This is a genomic window from Myxococcota bacterium (assembly GCA_039030075.1).
GTDB lineage: Bacteria > Myxococcota_A > UBA9160 > UBA9160 > SMWR01 > JAHEJV01.
In genome coordinates, this window is the sequence record JBCCEW010000002.1 from 315,022 (window position 1) to 332,928 (window position 17,907).

General features: G+C 70.1%; 15 protein-coding genes and 1 pseudogene. 7 read left to right on the top strand and 9 right to left on the bottom strand.

Annotated features, from left to right (window positions below; all coding sequences use genetic code 11):
* Window positions 1–2 precede the first annotated feature (2 nt).
* Window positions 3–1,061 carry a 3-deoxy-7-phosphoheptulonate synthase gene (locus tag AAF430_03265; GenBank protein MEM7409240.1) on the bottom strand — a complete coding sequence of 353 codons (1,059 nt, stop codon included), beginning with the start codon at window positions 1,059–1,061 and terminating at the stop codon, window positions 3–5.
* Window positions 1,062–1,270: 209 nt separating this feature from the next.
* Between AAF430_03265 and AAF430_03270 the strand changes: the two genes are divergently transcribed.
* Window positions 1,271–1,510, top strand: a complete 240-nt coding sequence (locus AAF430_03270; GenBank protein ID MEM7409241.1) for a hypothetical protein — start codon at window positions 1,271–1,273, stop codon at window positions 1,508–1,510.
* On the opposite strand, the gene AAF430_03275 is transcribed toward AAF430_03270, so the two are convergent.
* Complete coding sequence (locus AAF430_03275; protein MEM7409242.1) at window positions 1,507–4,662, bottom strand: error-prone DNA polymerase; 3,156 nt, start codon at window positions 4,660–4,662, stop codon at window positions 1,507–1,509. The genes AAF430_03270 and AAF430_03275 overlap by 4 nt on opposite strands.
* A 174-nt stretch (window positions 4,663–4,836) precedes the next feature.
* Between AAF430_03275 and AAF430_03280 the strand changes: the two genes are divergently transcribed.
* Window positions 4,837–5,493 carry a hypothetical protein gene (locus tag AAF430_03280; GenBank protein ID MEM7409243.1) on the top strand — a complete coding sequence of 219 codons (657 nt, stop codon included), beginning with the start codon at window positions 4,837–4,839 and terminating at the stop codon, window positions 5,491–5,493.
* 12 nt (window positions 5,494–5,505) lie between these two features.
* On the opposite strand, the pseudogene AAF430_03285 reads toward AAF430_03280, so the two are convergent.
* Window positions 5,506–7,320 (bottom strand): annotated as a pseudogene (locus tag AAF430_03285) (M3 family oligoendopeptidase).
* 108 nt (window positions 7,321–7,428) lie between these two features.
* On the opposite strand from AAF430_03285, the gene dinB reads away from it, so the two are divergent.
* Entirely contained in the window at window positions 7,429–8,667 is a 1,239-nt protein-coding gene (gene dinB / locus AAF430_03290; protein ID MEM7409244.1) for a DNA polymerase IV, read from the top strand.
* Here the strand turns inward: dinB and AAF430_03295 are convergent.
* From AAF430_03295 to purN, 4 genes are all read right to left on the bottom strand, one after another.
* Window positions 8,664–9,182 (bottom strand): methyltransferase domain-containing protein, encoded by a 519-nt coding sequence (locus AAF430_03295; protein ID MEM7409245.1) that lies wholly within the window; start codon window positions 9,180–9,182, stop codon window positions 8,664–8,666. The genes dinB and AAF430_03295 overlap by 4 nt on opposite strands.
* Window positions 9,183–9,346: 164 nt before the next feature.
* Window positions 9,347–10,891 carry a DNA polymerase Y family protein gene (locus AAF430_03300; protein ID MEM7409246.1) on the bottom strand — a complete coding sequence of 515 codons (1,545 nt, stop codon included), beginning with the start codon at window positions 10,889–10,891 and terminating at the stop codon, window positions 9,347–9,349.
* A 2-nt stretch (window positions 10,892–10,893) separates the two neighbouring features.
* Window positions 10,894–11,649 carry a hypothetical protein gene (locus tag AAF430_03305; protein ID MEM7409247.1) on the bottom strand — a complete coding sequence of 252 codons (756 nt, stop codon included), beginning with the start codon at window positions 11,647–11,649 and terminating at the stop codon, window positions 10,894–10,896.
* A gap of 98 nt (window positions 11,650–11,747) precedes the next feature.
* Entirely contained in the window at window positions 11,748–12,371 is a 624-nt protein-coding gene (gene purN / locus AAF430_03310; protein MEM7409248.1) for a phosphoribosylglycinamide formyltransferase, read from the bottom strand.
* A gap of 223 nt (window positions 12,372–12,594) precedes the next feature.
* Between purN and AAF430_03315 the strand changes: the two genes are divergently transcribed.
* From AAF430_03315 to AAF430_03325, 3 genes are all read left to right on the top strand, one after another.
* On the top strand, window positions 12,595–13,530 hold the full coding sequence (locus AAF430_03315) for a carbohydrate kinase family protein (GenBank protein MEM7409249.1): 936 nt from the start codon (window positions 12,595–12,597) through the stop codon (window positions 13,528–13,530).
* A gap of 12 nt (window positions 13,531–13,542) precedes the next feature.
* Window positions 13,543–14,661 carry an NAD(P)/FAD-dependent oxidoreductase gene (locus tag AAF430_03320; protein MEM7409250.1) on the top strand — a complete coding sequence of 373 codons (1,119 nt, stop codon included), beginning with the start codon at window positions 13,543–13,545 and terminating at the stop codon, window positions 14,659–14,661.
* Window positions 14,662–14,857: 196 nt separating this feature from the next.
* Complete coding sequence (locus AAF430_03325; GenBank protein ID MEM7409251.1) at window positions 14,858–15,544, top strand: hypothetical protein; 687 nt, start codon at window positions 14,858–14,860, stop codon at window positions 15,542–15,544.
* 30 nt (window positions 15,545–15,574) lie between these two features.
* Here the strand turns inward: AAF430_03325 and AAF430_03330 are convergent, their stop codons facing one another.
* Complete coding sequence (locus AAF430_03330) at window positions 15,575–16,384, bottom strand: protein phosphatase 2C domain-containing protein (protein MEM7409252.1); 810 nt, start codon at window positions 16,382–16,384, stop codon at window positions 15,575–15,577.
* Between the two features lie 76 nt (window positions 16,385–16,460).
* On the opposite strand from AAF430_03330, the gene AAF430_03335 reads away from it, so the two are divergent.
* Window positions 16,461–16,982, top strand: coding sequence for a c-type cytochrome (locus AAF430_03335; GenBank protein MEM7409253.1), 522 nt, complete (start codon window positions 16,461–16,463; stop codon window positions 16,980–16,982).
* Between the two features lie 3 nt (window positions 16,983–16,985).
* Here AAF430_03335 and AAF430_03340 read toward each other — a convergent pair whose 3' ends face one another.
* Window positions 16,986–17,867, bottom strand: a complete 882-nt coding sequence (locus AAF430_03340; protein MEM7409254.1) for an acyl-CoA desaturase — start codon at window positions 17,865–17,867, stop codon at window positions 16,986–16,988.
* Between the last annotated feature and the right edge of the window lie 40 nt (window positions 17,868–17,907).

The following is a 17,907-nucleotide window of genomic DNA, read 5'->3' on the forward strand; positions in this document are numbered from 1 at the left end:
GCCTAGCCCCGTCGCTTCCGGACGGCTTCGGCGAGCTCGGTGAAGAGCGGCTCGGTGCGCTCCCAGCTCATGCACTTGTCGGTGATGCTCTGGCCGTAGACGAGCGGGCCGTCGGCCTTCTCGTGGTTCTGGTTGCCGTCGACGAGGAAGCTCTCGAGCATGACACCCACGATCGACTGGCCGCCGTCGGCGAGCTGACCCGCGACGTCGCTGACCACGGCGGGCTGCTTCGTGTGGTCCTTGCCGCTGTTCGCGTGGCTGCAATCGACCATCACCTTGCCGGGCAGGCCGGCGCCTTCGAGGGCGGCGACCACCTGAGCGACGTCGTCCGCCGCGAAATTCGTACCCGTGCTGCCGCCGCGCAGGATGATGTGACCCTCCGGGTTGCCCTTCGTCGCGACGATGGCGGCGCTGCCCTGCTTCGTGACCGACAGGAAGTGGTGCGGGTTCTGGGCCGAGCGGATCGCGTCGATCGCCACCTGCACGCCGCCGCCGGTGCCGTTCTTGAATCCGACGGGCATCGACAGGCCGGACGAGAGCTCGCGGTGCACCTGGCTCTCGGAGGTGCGGGCGCCGATCGCTCCCCAGGAGATCAGGTCTGCGATGAACTGCGGCGTGATCGGGTCGAGGAACTCGGTGCCGGTGGGCAGCCCGAGACCGAGGACGTCGAGCAGGAAGCGCCGGGCGCGACGCAGGCCCTCGTTGATGGCGAAGCTGCCGTCGAGGGTCGGGTCGTTGATCAGGCCCTTCCAGCCGATCGTGGTGCGCGGCTTCTCGAAATAGACCCGCATCACCAACAAGAGCTCGTCCTTGAACGCGCTCTGGACGGTCGCCAGCTTCTGGGCGTACTCGAGGGCGGCCTCCGGGTCGTGGACCGAGCAGGGACCCACGACGACCATCAGGCGATCACTCTCGCCGGAGAGCACGTGGCCGATTTCGGCGCGGCTGCGCCAGACGAGGGCGGAGATCTCCTCGCTCGCGGGGAGCTCCTCCATCAGGATCGCGGGGGGCAGCAGGGGGCGCAGCTCTTGGATGCGCAGGTCGTCGGTTTGATGAGACATGTCGGGGGCTTTCCAGGCGCGAGGCCTTTCATGGGACGAAGGCCCGCCCGCGTCGCGGGTGGGCCCGGCCGCCCAATTTACCTCAAACGCCGGTTGACGGCTGGGCTCGGCCGCCCTGATCCGGGGCCGCGGGGCGAGCGGCTCAAGCGAAACTGGGCGCCCGCCGAAGGCCGAGGCACCATCCCGGCCCGGGGTGTGGGGGGAAAGTGGTGACCGATCGGGTTCCTTCGAGTGGTTCTTGCCGACGCTGCCAGCGCGCGCTGGGGCTCGCCTCGGTGAAGCGCGATGGCGCCTGGTACTGCTGTGTCGAGAGCGCCGAGGGGCGCACCTGCCTCGCCGACGATCGGGTCTCCGAGGCGCTCGAGGCGCGTCTCGCGCCGGTGCCCCGGCGCCACTTCGCGCCCCGCTTTCCGAAGGAGCTGCGACGCGAGAGCCGGAAGTTGCGCTAGCGATAGTCGTGGGAGGCGGGCAGGCCTTCGCGCGGAATCAGCGGGCGCAATTCGCGGACCTGCACGTGGATCACCCCCTCGACGTTCTGGATCGGTCCCGCGATCTCGACCACGGCAGCGGAATGGAGAGCGCTGCGGAAGCGCTCGAAGTAGCGGGGTGTGAGCACGGCGTTCGAGGTGCCCGTCTCGTCCTCGAGGGTGAGGAAGCAGAAGCCCTTCGCCGTGCCCGGGCGCTGGCGCACGATGGCGTGGCCCGCGGTCCGCACGAAGCGACCGTCGGGGATCTCGCGTAGAGCGTCGGCCCGCACGACCCCGCGCCGGTCGAGCTCGGGACGCAAATGGGCGAGCAGGTGATCGCCGGTCGTGATGCCGCTGCGGGCGTAGTCGGCCAGGGTCTCTTCGAGGGGGCTCATGTCGGGCAGGGGAGAGTCACTCGGGGCGGGATCGATGCGCGCCAGCAGCGGCTCGCGCGCCAACCCCGAGACCTGCCAGAGGGCCGAGCGACGGGTCGGGGAGCGGGGGTCGATGCTCGCCAGGGCACCGAGCTCCGCCAGCGTCGCGAGTTCGGCGCGGCTGGGCTCCACCCGCGCCGAGAAGTCGGCGAGGCTCGCGAAGGGACGCGCGGCCCGGGTGGTCTCCAGCCGCTCGGCCGTGGCCTCCTGCAAGCCCGAGACGCTGCGCAAGCCGAGTCGCACCCGTTCGGCGGTCTCGGGGCCCGGGTCGACGCGGGCCAGCCAGCGGGAATGGGCCACGTCGAGCGGCAACACCGTCACGCCGTGCCGTTGGGCGTCCTTCACCAGGGTGGCCGCCGAGTAGAAGCCCATCGGCTGCGCGTTGAGCAACCCGGCCAGGAACGCCGCCGGGTGGTGACACTTGAGGTAGGACGACGCGTAGGCGATCAGCGCGAAGGAAGCCGCATGGGACTCGGGGAATCCGTAGAGCGCGAACGACGTGATGCCGCGGATGATCTCTTCCCGTGCGGCTTCGTCGAAGCCGCGCTCGGTCATGCCCGCGATCAGCCGGGCCTCGATGCGTTCCATCTTCTCGACCGAGCGCTTGAAGCCCATCGCGCGCCGTAGCTCTTCCGCTTCTCCGCCGCTGAAGCCCGCCGCGACCATGGCGATCCGCAAGAGCTGTTCCTGGAAGAGCGGGACGCCCAGGGTGCGTTCGAGGATCGGCTCGAGCGACGGATGGGCGTAGACCACCGGCTCACGGCCCGCGCGTCGGTTGAGATAGGGGTGGACCATCTTGCCGGTGATCGGGCCAGGGCGAATGATCGCCACCTCCACCACGAGGTCGTAGAAGCGCTCCGGCTTCATGCGCGGCAGCGTGGCCATCTGGGCGCGGCTCTCGATCTGGAAGGTGCCGACGGTGTCGGCGCGCTGGATCATGGCGTAGGTGGCGGGATCGTCCGGAGGCAGCTTCGCGAGGTCGACGTGAATGCCTTGATGGCATTCGAGCTGGACCAGACTGTCCTCCAGGGCCTGGAGCATGCCGAGGCCGAGCAGGTCGATCTTGATGATGCCGAGGTCGGCGCAGTCCTCCTTGTCCCACTGGACGACGCGGCGGTCGACCATGCGCGCGGGTTCGATCGGCACGACGGCATCGAGGCGCCCCGCGGCGATCACGATACCCCCCGAGTGCTGTCCCAGATGGCGCGGCAGGCCGCGCACCTGACCCACGAGCTCGAGGAGCAGCGCGATGCGCGGGGACTCCGGGTCGACACCCGCTGCGCGCAGGGCCCCCTCGGCGGTCTGGGGGTCGTCCGGGTGCTCGACGCTCGAGAGCAGCTTCGAGAGACGGTCGATCGCATCGTCCCCCAGCCCCAGCACCTTGCCCATCTCGCGCACCGCCATGCGTGTGCGGTAGGTGATCACCACTGCCGTCATCGCCGCGCCGTGGCTGCCGTACTTGTCGAAGACGTACTGGATGACCTTCTCGCGCTGGTCGCCCGAGGGCAGGTCGATGTCGATGTCGGGCCATTCGCCGCGCTCCTCCGACAGGAAACGCTCGAAGAGCAGGCCCATCGCGACCGGGTCGACGGCGGTGATGCCCAGCGCGTAACACACGGCGCTGTTGGCCGCCGAGCCGCGTCCCTGGGCGAGCATCGGCGCTTCTCGCGCGAAGCGCGCGATGTCGTGCACGATCAGGAAGTAGCCCGCGAGGTCGAGTCGCTCGATGATCGCCAGCTCGTGTTCGATCTGGCGCCGGGCGCGCTCGGGGAGCGGGTGGCCATAGCGTTCGCGGGCCCCGTACTCGGTGAGGATCCGCAGGAACGAACTCTGGGTTTCGCCGGGCGGGATCGGGAACTCGGGAAACCGATAGCCGAGGTTGGCGAGGCCGAACTCACAGCGCTCGGCGATGTCGCGGGAGGCGCGGACCCACTCGGGGCGATCGGCGAAGCGCTCCACCATCGCCTCGCGGGTGTGGAGATGCTGCTCGGCATTGGGCGCGAGCTTGCGACCGGCCTGGTCGAGGCGCGTCTTCCAACGCAGACAGGTGAGGGCGTCGGTCAGCCAGCGGCCCGCCGGCGTGGCGTGGCGAACGTCGCCGGTGGCGACGATCGGGACACCGAGCGTGGCGGCGAGGTCGGTGGCTCGGCGGTTCGTGCGCTCTTGTTCGCGACAACCGTGTCGGGAGACGTCGACCCAGGTGCGCCCGGGGAAGAGGGCTCGCACGCGATCGAGCGGAGCCCCTGCGAGCTCCGCGTCGCCGCGCACGAGCACGCACAGGTCCGCAGCGAACTCCTCGCACTCGTCCCAGCTCGCGAGCGCGAAACCCTTCTCACCGCGGGCGTGCGCCGCGGTGATCAGTTGGGAGAGGTTCCGGTAGCCGCGCGGCGACTCGACGAGGAAGCGCAGCGCCGTGGAGGGGAGGGTGGTCAGGTCGCGGGGATGCGCGGCCTCGGAGGGTGGCAGGGACGCCACGCGCAGCTCCGCGCCGACGATCGCGCGCACCCCGGCTTCGCAGGCGGCCTGGTGGAAGCGTGGGATGCCGTAGAGCCCGTCCCGATCGCCGAGCGCGAGGGCTTCGTGCCCCTGGTCGGCCGCCGCGAGGGCAAGGTCTTCGGGGTTGGAGGCCGCCTCCAGGAACGAGAAGGCGCTGCGGCAGCGGAGTTCGACGTAATCGCACGCCTGGGGATGGGGGGACACGGGACGTCGATTTTCGTCTTGTTTTCGCTTTTCGTCAATTCGGAAGCGCGGAATTCGGCGGTCGCTGGCGAAGATCCGGCCCAGTCTGGCGTCGAATCCCCGATCCGCGATGAGGACGGGCTGCGGATCGTCCCGGCCTGGAGGGGCCCGGGACCTTCGAAGGAGACGCCATCGATGCGTACGACCTCCGCTTCACTCGCCCTCGTGTGTGTCCTCATCGCCAGCGGTCCGACCGCGGCCGAGGGCTTCTTCGACCTCTACGCCGGCGGTGCGTTCACCCAGGACGACCGCGAGACCCTGCAGCTCCCCGGGTTCCTCCCGCGCGCCCGGCTCGAGTTCCGAGACTCCCCGGTCTTCGGAGCGCGCATGGGCGTCTGGGGCGAAGGGCGGCTGCCCTTCCTCGGGGCGGCCATCGACGTCTCCGGGTTTCGGCCCGATGGCCAGGATCGCTTCGGGCCCGCCGAGCTCTACGTCGTGCCCGCGTCATTCCTGTTGATGGGACGCGTGCCGCTCTTGCGCAGCGACGCCTTTCCGATGGGACAAATCCAACCCTACGCCGCCGTCGGCCCGTCGCTGGTCGTGTCCCACCTCGAGATCCCGTACCCGGGGTCGAACTTCAAGGACCTCGACGCCGATCTCGGACTCGACGTGCGCGGTGGACTCTCGTTCCTGCTCGATCATCGCATCGGCGTGTTCGCCGAGTACCGACTGACCCACTTCGAACCCGACTACAGCGATCGCGTGCTCGGCGTGCGCGCGAAGGTGTCGCCGGAGCTCACGACCCACTTCATTCAGACGGGCCTGCGCTTCCAGTTCTATCCGTACCACTAGCCCTTTGGGCTAGCGCTGGGCGGCCAGTGCCTCGGCCTCCTCGAGGAGTTCTTCGAGGAGGGTGAGGCCGCCGTTCCAGAACGACGGGTCGGCGATGTCGAGGTTCATCTGCGCGAGCAGCGCTTCCGGCGTGTCCGATCCGCCGGCAGCGAGCAGGGCTTCGTAGCGCGGCACGAAGCCGGCGCCTTCCTCGTCGTAGCGCCGGAGGAGCGCCAGGACCAGCAGCTCGCCGAAAGCGTACGCGTAGCAATAGAACGGCGAGTGCACGAAGTGGGGGATGTAGAGCCACCACCACGCGTAGTCGTCCGAGAGCTCGACCGAATCTCCGAACATCGGACGGTTGGCTTCCATCCACAGCGCGTTGATGCGCTCGAGGGCGAGCTCACCTTCTTCGCGGCGCGCCGCGTGGAGTGCCTGCTCGAAGCGCGTCATCGCGACCTGGCGGAACACGGTGGCGAAGGCGTCCTCGAGCTTGCCGCACAGCAGCGCCAGCCGGACGTCGGGGTCGTTCTCTTCGCGCATCAGGCGGCGGAACACGAGCATCTCGCCGAAGACGCTGGCGGTCTCCGCGGTGGTCAGCGGCGTGTCCTGCTCGAAGAGTCCCTGGCGTGCGGCCAGGCTCTGGTGGACGCCGTGTCCGAGTTCGTGGGCCAGCGTCATCACGTCGCGCAGGTTGCCCGTGTAGTTGAGCAGCACGTAGGGGTGGACCGAAGGCACCGTCGACGCCGAGAAGGCGCCGCCGCGTTTTCCGGGCCGCAGCTCGGCGTCGATCCAGGACTCGGTGAAGAAGCGCTCGGCGGTATCGGCCATCGCCGGTGAGAAATCGCGGTAGGCGTCGAGCACCAGCGCTCGCGCATCCTCGAAGCTTCGCTCGGAGGACGCTTCGGCGAGTGGCGCGTAGCGGTCGTAGTCCGCCAGCGTGTCGAGCCCCAGCAGCTTCGCCTTGAGTTGGTAGTAGCGGGCCACCAGGTCGTAGCGGCCGACGCAGGCGTCGAGCAGGGCGTGCACGCTCTCGGGCGCGGCTTCGTTCGACAGGTTCCGTGCGGACATGGCGTCCGGATAGCCGCGTCGCCGGTCGTCCTGGGCCTTGTCCTGGACGAGGGTGTTGAAGATGAAACCGAGGACGCGCGCGTTGTCGCGCAGACCGCTCGTGAGCCCCGCGGCGGCGGCGCGTCGCGTCGCCCGCTTCGGGTCGTAGAGCAGCGAGAGGGTCTCCTCTTCCGAGAGCTGTCGGGTCTCGCCGTCTATCTCCACCTCGAACTGGAGATCGGCGAGGATCTCGTCGAAGAGCCGCGAGAATGCCTGGCTCCCGGTGTTCGAGGCCTCTCCGAGGACCCGCTCTTCGGGTTCGCTCAGCACGTAGTCGCTGTAGCGCCGCAGCGATGCGAGGTGGTGGCGACGGGCGGCCAGCGCCGGGTCGGCAAGGCGCTCGGCCACGAGATCGGCGTCGGCGGCCAACCACTCGAGCTGGAAGAAGAGCAGCTCGTTCTGGATCTCGGTGCCGCGCTCCTGCACGTGCTGGAGCAGTGCGCCGTGGGCGGGGGTCGTCGTGTCTCCGGCGAACGCGAGCCCGGCGAAGGCGCCGGCACGGGCGACGGGCTCTTGCAGCTGCTCGAGGGCGTCGAGCGCCTCCACGAGTTCGGCGGCCGAGAGCTGCGCGACGCGTCCGCGGTAGCGTTCGGCGAAGCCGCGGGCGGCCCCGAGCGCGGTTTCGAGATCGGCTTCGATGCGCGGATCGTCGACCGCGGCGTAGAGATCGGCGAGGTCCCAGCGGACGCCGGCCGCCGGTCCTCCCGCATTCTGGGCTGCGTCCGCTACCGAGCTCATGTCACCTCCTGGGTCGGCCCACCGGGCCCGCGGCGCCGGAGCATAGCGGCGTGCGCCCGTTCGAGCGTGGGCGAACCCGGCGCGACGCGGGTGTGCCATTCTGCGGACATGGACCGCGAACGCGTCGTGCTCCACGCCGATATGGATGCCTTCTACGCATCCGTCGAGCAGCGCGACCACCCGGAGTTGCGCGGTCGTCCGGTCGCCGTCGGAGGGGACGGCAACCGGGGCGTCGTCTCCGCGGCGAGCTACGAAGCGCGTCGCTACGGCGTTCATTCGGCGATGCCGAGTGTGGAGGCGAAGCGGCGCTGTCCGGACCTCGTGTTCGTGCGCGGCTCGATGGGACGCTACGCCGCCGAGTCGAAGCGGATCTTCGAGATCTTCCGGCGCTTCACGCCCGTCGTGCAGGGGCTCTCCCTGGACGAGGCATTCCTCGACCTCACCGGCACCGAGCGCCTGTGGGGGCCGGCGCGCGCGGTCGGAGAGGCGCTGCGTCAGGCGGTGCGCGAGGAGACCGACCTACCCGTATCGGTGGGGATCGCGCCGGTGAAGATGGTCGCGAAGATCGCCAGCGATCTCGCGAAGCCCGACGGTTTGCTGGAAGTGGAGCGAGGGGGCGTCGCCGCCTTCCTCGAGCCCCTGCCCGTCCGTCGCATCTGGGGCGTGGGGCCGGTCGCCGAGCAACGCCTGGTGACGGCGGGCTTTCGCACGATTGGCGATCTCGTGCGCGCGGACCCGACAAGGCTCGAAGCCCAGCTAGGGGACTGGGGGCTGGCCCTCTCGCGCCTCGGTCGCGGTCGCGATCTCTCCGAGGTCGAGCCCTACCGCGACGCCGTGTCCTACAGCGAGGAGAACACCTTCGGTGACGACGTCTCGGACCGGTCGGTGCTCGAGGCCGCGCTGATCACCCACGCCGAGTCGGTGGCGCGCCGTCTGCGCCGAGACCGGCTGCGCGCGCGCACCGTCGTGCTCAAGCTGAAGCTCGCGCGGCGCGTCTCCGCCGGGCCGCGCGGTTACCCGTTGCTCACCCGCCGTGCCACGCTGGCCGAACCCAGCGACGATGGGGCCTGCCTGTCCGAGACGGCGACGCGCCTCTTGTCGCGCGCCGCACTCGAGGAGCCCGTGCGTCTGTTGGGCGTGGGCGCAACGAATCTGGTGAGCGCGGACACGGGACAGCTCGCGCTCTTCGCGTCGCCGCGCAAAGAGCAGCGCGACCGGTTGAACCGCGCGCTCGACGCGATCCAGGATCGCTTCGGCAGTGGCGCGGTGGTGCGGGGAGACGCCCGACACGCCTCACGCGCGGGACTCTCGCACCAGCAGAAGCGGGGAGCGGACCCGAGCGACTAGGCCGCCTGCTTTTCCCAGCGGTAGACGCGCATCGGCGGGACGTTGCGTAGCTCCCGCTTGATTGCAGCCCGGCCGAACACCTCGCGGCCCAGGGCGTGGACCCGGTCGCGCACCTGGTAGGCGACGAAGGCGCCATCGGGAGCGAGCGCGTCGTGCACGGAGCGCAGGATGTCGCGGCCCAGGGGACGCGTCATGGTCGAGAAGGGAATGCCGGAGACGACGACGTCCGGGGCGGGAAGCTCGAGCTTCTCGAGGATGCCGCGGATGTCGGTGGCGCTGCCTTCGTGCGCGATCAAGCGCTTGTCGGGCCAGCGAGAGAGCACTTCCACGAAGCCCGGGTTGATCTCGATGGCGAGCAGGCGCGCTTCGGGTCCCATGGCGCGCAGCAGGGCGCGGGTGGTTCCGCCGGTGCCGGGACCGAGCTCGACGAGCAGCTTCGCGCTGTCGGCACGCACGGCTTCCGTGATCTTCCGCTCCAGGAACCGCGAACTCGGAATGATGGAGCCCACTTCCATGGGGCGTTGGAGGAAGCCTCGAAAGAAGGCGAGGCGGTCATCGGGCTGGGGGCGGAGCGGGCTATCCGGCAAAGGGGGGTCCTCCGAAATGGGGCCATCGTCACGTAGGACGCGAGGCGACGAGTGTATAGCCAAAGCTGGGACGGCCAGTCAGCCGAGCCGCTTCAGTCGTAGACGGCGTCGATCTGCCACGCGCGTTCCCGGTGGTCGAAGCGCAGGCGCACGACCCAGCCGTCTTCGGTCTCGACGTCGTAGCTGTCGAAGGCGAAACGTCCTTCGGGGGACCACCAGCCGCCCGTGGTACGCCAGGGGCCCGCGCATCGCACGACACGCCCGTTGGCGATGCTGCTGCGGATGCGGACGGGGGTGTCGGCCTGTAGCTGCACCTGCACCCGGAGGGGTGGGCGGAAAGCCCGTAGGGCCAGACCCCCAGTGAACGCGCCAGCGCTCTTCTCGTCGCTTTGCGCCTTAGGGGGTGCGAATTCCTCGAGCGCGTAGCGATCGGGGTGGTGGGTGTCCGAGGCAACGGGGCGTCCGACCCGGGCTTCTCCACACAGGCTCTGCAGGGCCGCGAGGGTTTCGCCCAGCACGGCGGGAGCGGGACCCGCAGGCCGAAACAGATCGAGCTGATCCCGGCACAGGGGAAGCCCGCGCGCTTCGAGGGAGACGGACGCGACGGGTGCCGTGGGAGGGCGTGATTCGAGGCTCTGATGCACGAGCCGCATCAGGACCCGCAGATCCTGGGTGGGGGCCGCGACACCGATCTGGCGGACGTCGCGACCCTGATCCTCGAACACGAGCTCGAGTTGCCAATCGCCGCAGCCGAGATGGCGCGCATCCAGGCGTTCGATCAAACGGGACAGCAATCCCTGCAGGACGAAGAGCAGGGGTTCGAGTCGTCCGGCGGGGTATTCGAGATCGAGCGCTTCGCGCAGTGCGGTCTCGTGCGCTTCGGGCAGGGGAGGGTCGGTGGCCTTCCCCTGGGCCTCGGCGATCAGGCGCAAGACAGGCGCGCCGATTCGCGTGGCGAGTCCGCGTCGAGGCAGTCGTAGCAGGTCGCGGATCCGACGTACTCCGAACTGTGTCAACGTTTCGGCGACGGCGTCTTCGGGGTCGAGCAGGTCGATGGGGAGCGGCGCCAGGAAACTCGTTTCCTGCGCTTCGACCAGACACAGCACGCGCTCGGCCGGCTCCTCGGAGGACGAAGAGGCGGTCGGCAGCGAGAGCTGACGCGCGGCGAGCAGCGCGACGGTGCGCGACGAAGCCACGGTCACGTCGGCGGCCAGGCCGAGCCTGCGCGCGGCCGCGGCGAGGGCCGTCGCGAAACCGCGTTCGCTGCGGAACAGGGATCCGGTCCCCGAGGCATCGACGAAGACGACGGCCTCTTCCGAGAAGAATCCACTGCCGCGCGGGACGAGTTCGGCGCGGGGAGCGCAGGCGAACGCGGCGTCGAGCAAGGCTTCGCGTGTGGCCTGGTCGAGAGCCGGAGAGGCCACGCGCAGCTCGAGCGAAGCGCACACGCTCCGGGCGTGGGCCACGCTCATGCCACGTCGCACGCCTTCCTGCGCAGCGGCGCGAGATACCGAGATGAGCTCGGCGCGCGGTTGGGTTCCCGTCGCCACGGCGAAGCGTGGCTCGATGCGCTCGGGGTGGGCCCGTTGCTCGGCGGCCAGCGGAAGGTCGGCGACGCGCAAGCAAGCGATGCGCATGTTCAGGTGCCGCGGGTCGAGGAGACCGAGAGCAGGACACGGGCGGGACGCGCGGGTGGCCCTCGACGCTGGCGAGACGCCACGGCTTCGATCTCGAGCCCCTCGAAGAGTGGGCGCGCACCACCGAAGCGGGTGCTCGTGGGCTGCAGGGTAAGGGCGAAGTCGGCGAAGCGTCCTGCGATGCGTTGCTGCGAGAGCACCAGGAGTGCCGAGCCGCTCGCCGAAGCGGCGCGGGTGAGGCGCTGCCAGGTGGCGGTGGGTTGCTGTTGCCAGAGGTGGGCGGACTCTCGTTGGGTGTGGGTGGCATCGAGCACCACGAGCGCGAAGCCGCGCGCGCGGAGCAGGCGCTCGCAGCAGCGCAGGGCTTCGCGAGGGCCCGGAGGACGCGCCCACAGCACGCGCTCGAGTTGCACCCCCAGAGCGTCGGCGGAGGCGGGGTGAAAGGCGTCGCCGGGATCGACGAGCCCGACGAGTTCGCCCGCCCGGGTCGCGCGGGCCAAGAGCGCCCAGGCCAGCGACGTGCGTCCCGACGACGGGGGACCACTGAGTTCCGCCAGGGAGCCCGGCGCGAGGCCATTGCCGAGCAGGGCGTCGAAGGCGGGAATTCCCGTGGTGAGAGCGTCGCTCTCGGGCTGGGCCGGAGAGATGTGGCGCGATCCTCGCTCGAGAGCGGGACCGAGATCTCGCAGCAGACGGGCCAGGCCCGGACGTGCCGGGGCGAGCCCCGCGCGGTGTTGCGCCGGAGCCGAGGGGGACATCGGGGATGCTTATTTTCGTCTTGTTTTCGCCTTTCGGCAAGCAGAAATCCGTCGCCGCACGTCGATTTCGCGGGCGCGAAGCGCGGTCTGGCTCTGCGCTAGGAGCGGGCCTTGATGCGAACCCGGCGCCCCTCGACGGTGAGCCGCCCCTCGGCGAACAACTGCACGGCCTCGGGGACCAGCGCGCGCTCGACGGCCTGGACCTTCGCCGCCAGCGAATCCGCCGTGTCCTCCTCGCCCACTTCGACCGCCCGCTGCAGGATGATCGGCCCCCGGTCGTAGGCGTCGTCGGCGAAATGCACGGTGGCGCCGGACACCTTCACGCCGGCTTCGATCACCGCCTCGTGGACGTGATGGCCGTAGAAGCCCTTGCCCGAGAAGGCCGGGATCAGGGCCGGGTGGACGTTGATGACCCGGCCCGCGAACCGCTCGCGCAGCTCGAAGGGCGATAGGAAGCCCAGCAGCAGGACCAGGTCGACCTCGTACTCGGCCAGCACCGCGTGCAGGGCGTCGTTGAAGCGCGCCACGTCCGTGTGGTCTCGGCGGGGGACCGCCCGAGCCGGCACGCCGCGACGCTCGGCCCGCGCCAACCCCCCGGCGCTGGCCTTCGACGCGATCACCACCTCGACGCGCGCCGGCAGACCGGCGTCGACGTGCTCGAAGAGATTCTCGAGGCTGGTTCCCTCCCCCGAGAGGAGCACGGCCACACGCAGCGATTCCATGGCGCGATGGTACCGCCTCGACAGCGGTCCTGGGCGCCGCTACCCCTCCCGCTGCCGCGTACGCGGCGACCGGCCGTACGCCGGTCGCGCCGCGCGCCGGGTGTCCGACGGCCGATCTCACCGACACGACTGCCGGTCCGGCCGCGCCGAATCACGCTCCGTCTGCCGCCACCGCCGTGCCCGTCGTCGCAGGCGGCCCGACCACTCCACAGAAGGGACTCTCGTGTCGATTCTCGTCTCCGGCTCTCTGGCTCTCGATCACATCATGGTGTTTCCCGACCGTTTCGCGAGCCACATCCTGCCCGATCAGGTGCATGCGCTGAACGTGTCGTTCAACATCACCAGCCTCGAGACCCACTACGGCGGCGTCGCCGGGAACATCGCGTTTCATCTCCGGCAGTTGGGCTCGGACCCGCTGGTACTGGCGACGGTGGGCTCCGACTTCGGTCCCTACGCGGCCTGGCTCGATCAACACGGCGTGCGCCGCGACGCGGTCGCGGTGCTGGACGACGTGCGCACTGCCCAGGGCTTCGTGACGACGGACCGCGAGGATTGCCAGATCTGGGCGTTCTACGAAGGGGCGATGGCGCGGGCGCACGAGGCGCGCGTCGAAGACGTCAAGGAACCCGTCGAGCTCGCCATCGTGTCGGCGAACGGCAAGCAGGCGATGCTCGAACACGCCCGCGCGTTAAAGGCGCAGGGCGTTCCGACCTACATCGACCCGAGTCACGGCCTGCCGATCCTCTCGGCCGAAGAGCTGCTCGAGCTGATCGATGGCGCTGCCGGCTACTTCGTGAACGACTACGAATGGAAGCTCACCCTCGAGCAGACCGGCCGCTCCGAGGCGGAGATCCAGGCGCGGTGCGAGAGCGTCATCATCACGAAGGGGTCCGAGGGGTCCGAGATCCGCACCGGGGACGAGACGCTACAGTTCGAGCCGGTGAAGGCGCGGAAGGTGGTCGACCCGACCGGCTGCGGCGACGCCTACCGCGCCGGTTTCCTGCACGCGCTGGCCGCGGGCAAGTCACTCGACGTCGCCGGTCGTCTCGGCGGCCTGCTCGGTTCGTGGCAGGTCGAGGAAGAAGGCGCCCAGGCGCTGCAGTACGACGCGGCCGTTGCGGCCGAGCGCTACCGCGAAGCCTTCGGGCGCGACCTCTAGTCCGAGGGCCGGGTGCAACGCGACTGCGACGCGGTCGTGATCGGCGGAGGCGTGGTCGGTGCCGCGGTCGCTGCCGGTCTCGCACGTCGCGGTCTCGCGGTAATGGGTTTCGAGCGCCGCGAGGCCTTCGCACTCGAGACCTCGTCCCGCAACAGCGAAGTCATCCACGCGGGCATCTACTACCCGCCCGGATCGTGGAAGGCCCGGCTCTGTGTGTCGGGGCGCGAAGCGTTGTACGCGTTCTGCGCCGAGCGTCGTGTGCCGCATCGAAAGCTCGGCAAGTGGATCGTCGCGACCCACGCCGACGAGCATGCCGTGCTGGAGGACCTGCGCGCGCGCGGGACCGAGAACGGCGTCCCCGGTCTGCGCTTCCTTGGGGAGGCGGAGCGTCGTGCCGAGCCGTCCCTCGCATGTATCGCAGCGCTGGAATCTCCGGAGACCGGAATCGTCGACAGCCACGCCCTGTGTGCGGCGCTCGTGGCGGAGAGCGAGTCCCTGGGGACGGTGTGGCTGCTCGAACGGGAGGTGCGCGGCATCGAACGCGTCTCGGCGGGGTACCGCCTCGAGGTGCATTCGGAGGCCCACGGTACCGAGCGCGTCTCGGCAGCCTGCGTCGTCAACGCCGCGGGACTCTTCAGCGATCGCGTGGCGGCGCTGGCTGGAATCGATCTCGATGCCGCGGGCTATCGCCTGTATTGGTGTAAGGGGGACTACTTCGCGCTCGCGCGACGCGATGCGCTCGTCGTGTCGCGGCTGCTGTATCCCGTCCCCACCGGCGCCGGGCTCGGTGTCCACGTCACCCTCGACCTGGCCGGCGGCGTTCGCTTCGGTCCCGACGCCCACTATGTGGACACGCTCGACTACGGCGTCGACGCGTCTCGAGCGGGCGCCTTCGGTGGAGCGCTGCGGCGCTACCTCCCGGCGTTGGAGGATGCGTGGCTCGTGCCCGCTTTCGCGGGCCTCCGACCCAAGCTGTCCGGCCCGGGCGAGGGCGTTCGCGATTTCGTTCTCGCGGAAGAGTCGGCGCGCGGTTTGCCCGGGTTCGTCAATCTGATCGGCATCGAGTCACCGGGCCTCACGGCATCCCTGGCGATCGCCGACGCGGTCACGGAGATGGTCAGGAGCGTCTGACTCTCGTTGCCGGTGGGTTGCGTGACGCGTCGCATTGGGCGCGTGCCTTGCGAGACGCTTGCTCTCGAGCTGCGCCGCGTCGTAACGTGGAAGGGCGACGGGGCCACTGACTAGGCGGAACATGCGGATCGCTCCCCCCCAACCTCTGGCGCGAAATGCGCCGGCGAGGCGCCATGGGCGTCGGGCAGCCGCGTGCGTGATCGGTGCCCTGACGGCACTCGGGATGTGGCTTGCGCCTGCCGGGGTCCGCGCGCTGCCGGTGGACCTCGAGGACCCGCGCCCGCGCGCGATCGAAGTGCGCTTCGAGAACTCGGCGGCCGACGCTCCGGGCCGGCTGCAGGCCAGCTGGGGGCCGCCGGTGAAGGCGTGGCTGTCGCCGGGCGCAGAGCCGGGGCAGGTCGAGATCCGCATCTCCGGTGCCGCGATGGAGGGTGTGCTCGCTGCGGAGGATCCGGTCCCCGGCAGCTTCGGCGAGTTTCGCTGGGTGATCGACGTCGTCAGCGGTGAAGTCGTGTCCGCGTTGCTCGAGGGAATCCTCGAACGCAGCACGGGGCTCGGCGCCTGGTCGCCGCGTGTCGAGGCGTCGATCGAGATCGATCTCGCGACCGGACGCGCCGCTGGCTACATGCCGATGGAAGAGCGCTGGGGGCACGCCCTGTATCCCCACTGCGACGGCAGTGAGCCGAATTGCACCCGGGTGGCCCCGCGCCCCTACGATCGGGCGAGTGGCTACGTGAACGCCGTGGGTTGGGTACGCGCCCGCAGCCTCGGCTGGATGGAGTTCACGAGCTACTGCCCGCTCGGCGAGGTGCGCTTCGACGAGGTCGCCGACCCGCCGCCGGCGGTGTCCAGCGGGCCCGCCCCCGGCACGCCCGCCCCCTGACCCGCGGCCCTGACCCGCGGGTTGGAGCGCTCAGGCCCCCCACCAGAACGCGGCGGTGGCGATGTTGTCGCCGGCGGCGTTCGTGCGGTGGGCGTCCATCGCACGTTCGAGCAGACACCGCGCGCCCTCCAGGCTGCGCAGCGCGTTCGGCGCGTGTTCGGCCGCGACGGCGCACTCCGCCGCGGCGCCCACCGGGTCGTGGACGCCGATCCCGGTCTCCGAGAGTCCGTCGGTCGCGAGCAGCAGCGCGCCGCCCGACACGTCCCGTTCCACGACCGCACGGATGCCCTTCGAGAGCGCATCGCGATCGAGGGTGGCGTCGCCGAGAAAGCGCAGGTCCGAGCGTGCCGGGAGGGGGCAGAGCTCGCGCGCCCGGTCGTCCTCGATCCGGAACAGGTGACTGTCCCCGACCGCGAGTCCGAGCAGCCAGCCTTCCTCGGGACGCGCGACGCAGAGTGACAAGGTCGTGCGCCCGATTGGCTGCGGGTCCGACGAGCGCAGCAGGTGCTGTTGCAGGTCGTCGACCACCTCGGGCGCCTCGTCCCACCAGCGCTCGGCCAGGGCGATGGCATTCGGTGCGGTCCAACGCTTCGCGTGCTCGGCCAGGAGGCGCTCCAGAACGCACGCGGCCCCCCCAGCGCCCCAGTGTCCATCGGCCACGGCGAGCATCACGGCGTGCTCGGTGCTCGCGAACGCGCAGGCGTCTTCGTTCGGGTCGCGGTGGTCGTAGGTCTTCGGCGCGCCACCCCGGGAGAGGGCGATCGCGACCGGTCCCTCGGACACCGATGCCACCGCATCGAGCAGCTCGTGCTCGCGTCCCAGCAAGAGTCCCGTGCGCATGCCTTCCACTCACCCCAGTCGACCGCCGCAGTATATTCGACGCACGGCGGCGCGCGCTGTGTCACCTTGTGCCGGCATGCACTCCGTGAACCGCTCGCGTCTTCGGGCCGTCGTTCTGGCGGTCTCGTTTTGTGCCTGTGCTTCCGTTCCCGACGCATTGCCCGATGAGGTCGCGTCTCACCTGGGCGCGTCCTGGTACCCACACCGCGCAGCCCAGCTCGGGATCGATGTCGACACCGCTCGGGCGCGCGACGCCGAGCTCTCGGAGAGCGTGCCGCCCCATGACCTGTGGGATGCTGCGTTGCGCGACGAGGCCCGCGCAGTCTGGCGCGACCAGTGCGCCCGCTGTCACGGTGCGCGCGGTCGCCTCGAAGGGGTCGCTCCGCTTCCCCCGGATCAGAAGCCTCCGCGGGACTGGAGCGGGTTCGGCGCGAAGTTCGGGCTGTTCCTGGCCGGTGACGACCTCCGCGCCACCTACTTTCGTCGCATCCAACGCGGTGGCGACCGCGAGGGCAATCCGACGATGATGCCGGCCTGGGCCGACTCGCTGTCGCGCGAGCAGACCTGGGCCCTGGTGTTCTTGCTCGAAGAGTTCTGACGGCTATCCGGCCGCAGGGCTCCGCTCGGGGTACACGATGCGCTCGGGGGGCTCGCGGATGTCCCACACGAGACCCACCGCGGCGAGGCCGCGCAGGACGTAGTAGGTGACGTCGATCTCCCACCAGCGGAACCCCTGACGGGCCGACGCGCAGAAGTGGTGGTGGTTGTTGTGCCAGCCCTCGCCGAGGGTGAGCAGCGCGAGCCAGAAGTTGTTGCGGCTGTCGTCGCGCGTCTCGTAGCGCCGGCTGCCCCACACGTGGGCCAGCGAGTTGATCGTGTAGGTGGCGTGCCAGAGCAGCACGGTCGACAACACGTAGCCCCAGATGAGCCCGGAGAAGCCTCCGATCGCGAAGCACAGGATGGCAAGGGCGAAGGGCGGGACGTGGTGGTTCCGGTTCAACCACACGAGCTCCGGGTAGCGCGCGAATTCTTCGATCCGGTCCAGGGGAGTGCCGTCCCACTGCCCTTCGAAGATCCAGCCCTGATGGGCGTGGTAGAGGCCGTCGCGAGGCGAGTGCAGGTCGCCCGGGCCGTCCGCGTTCTTGTGGTGGTCGCGGTGATGCCCGGCCCACCAAAGCGGCCCTTTCTGAGTGGCCGAGCAGGCGACCAGGGCCAACACGAACTGGAAGGCGCGGCTGGTGCGGTAGCTCTTGTGGGCGAAGTAGCGGTGGTAGCCGCCGGTGATGCCGAACAACCGCGCGTAGAAGGTCACGCCGAGGAGCGTCCATTCCAGGGGCCCCGAAGCGACGTAGAGCGCGAGGAGCGCTGCCGCGTGGAGACCCCAGTACACGATGACCGCCGGCCAATCCTGGCGGGTCCACCAACCCTCCGCTTCCGAGAGCGGTGTGGGAGCCTCGAGTTCCGGTCCAGCTGCAGATGCCACGGGTCCTCCTTGACGAGCGACCGAACCCTAGGGGCCGGTT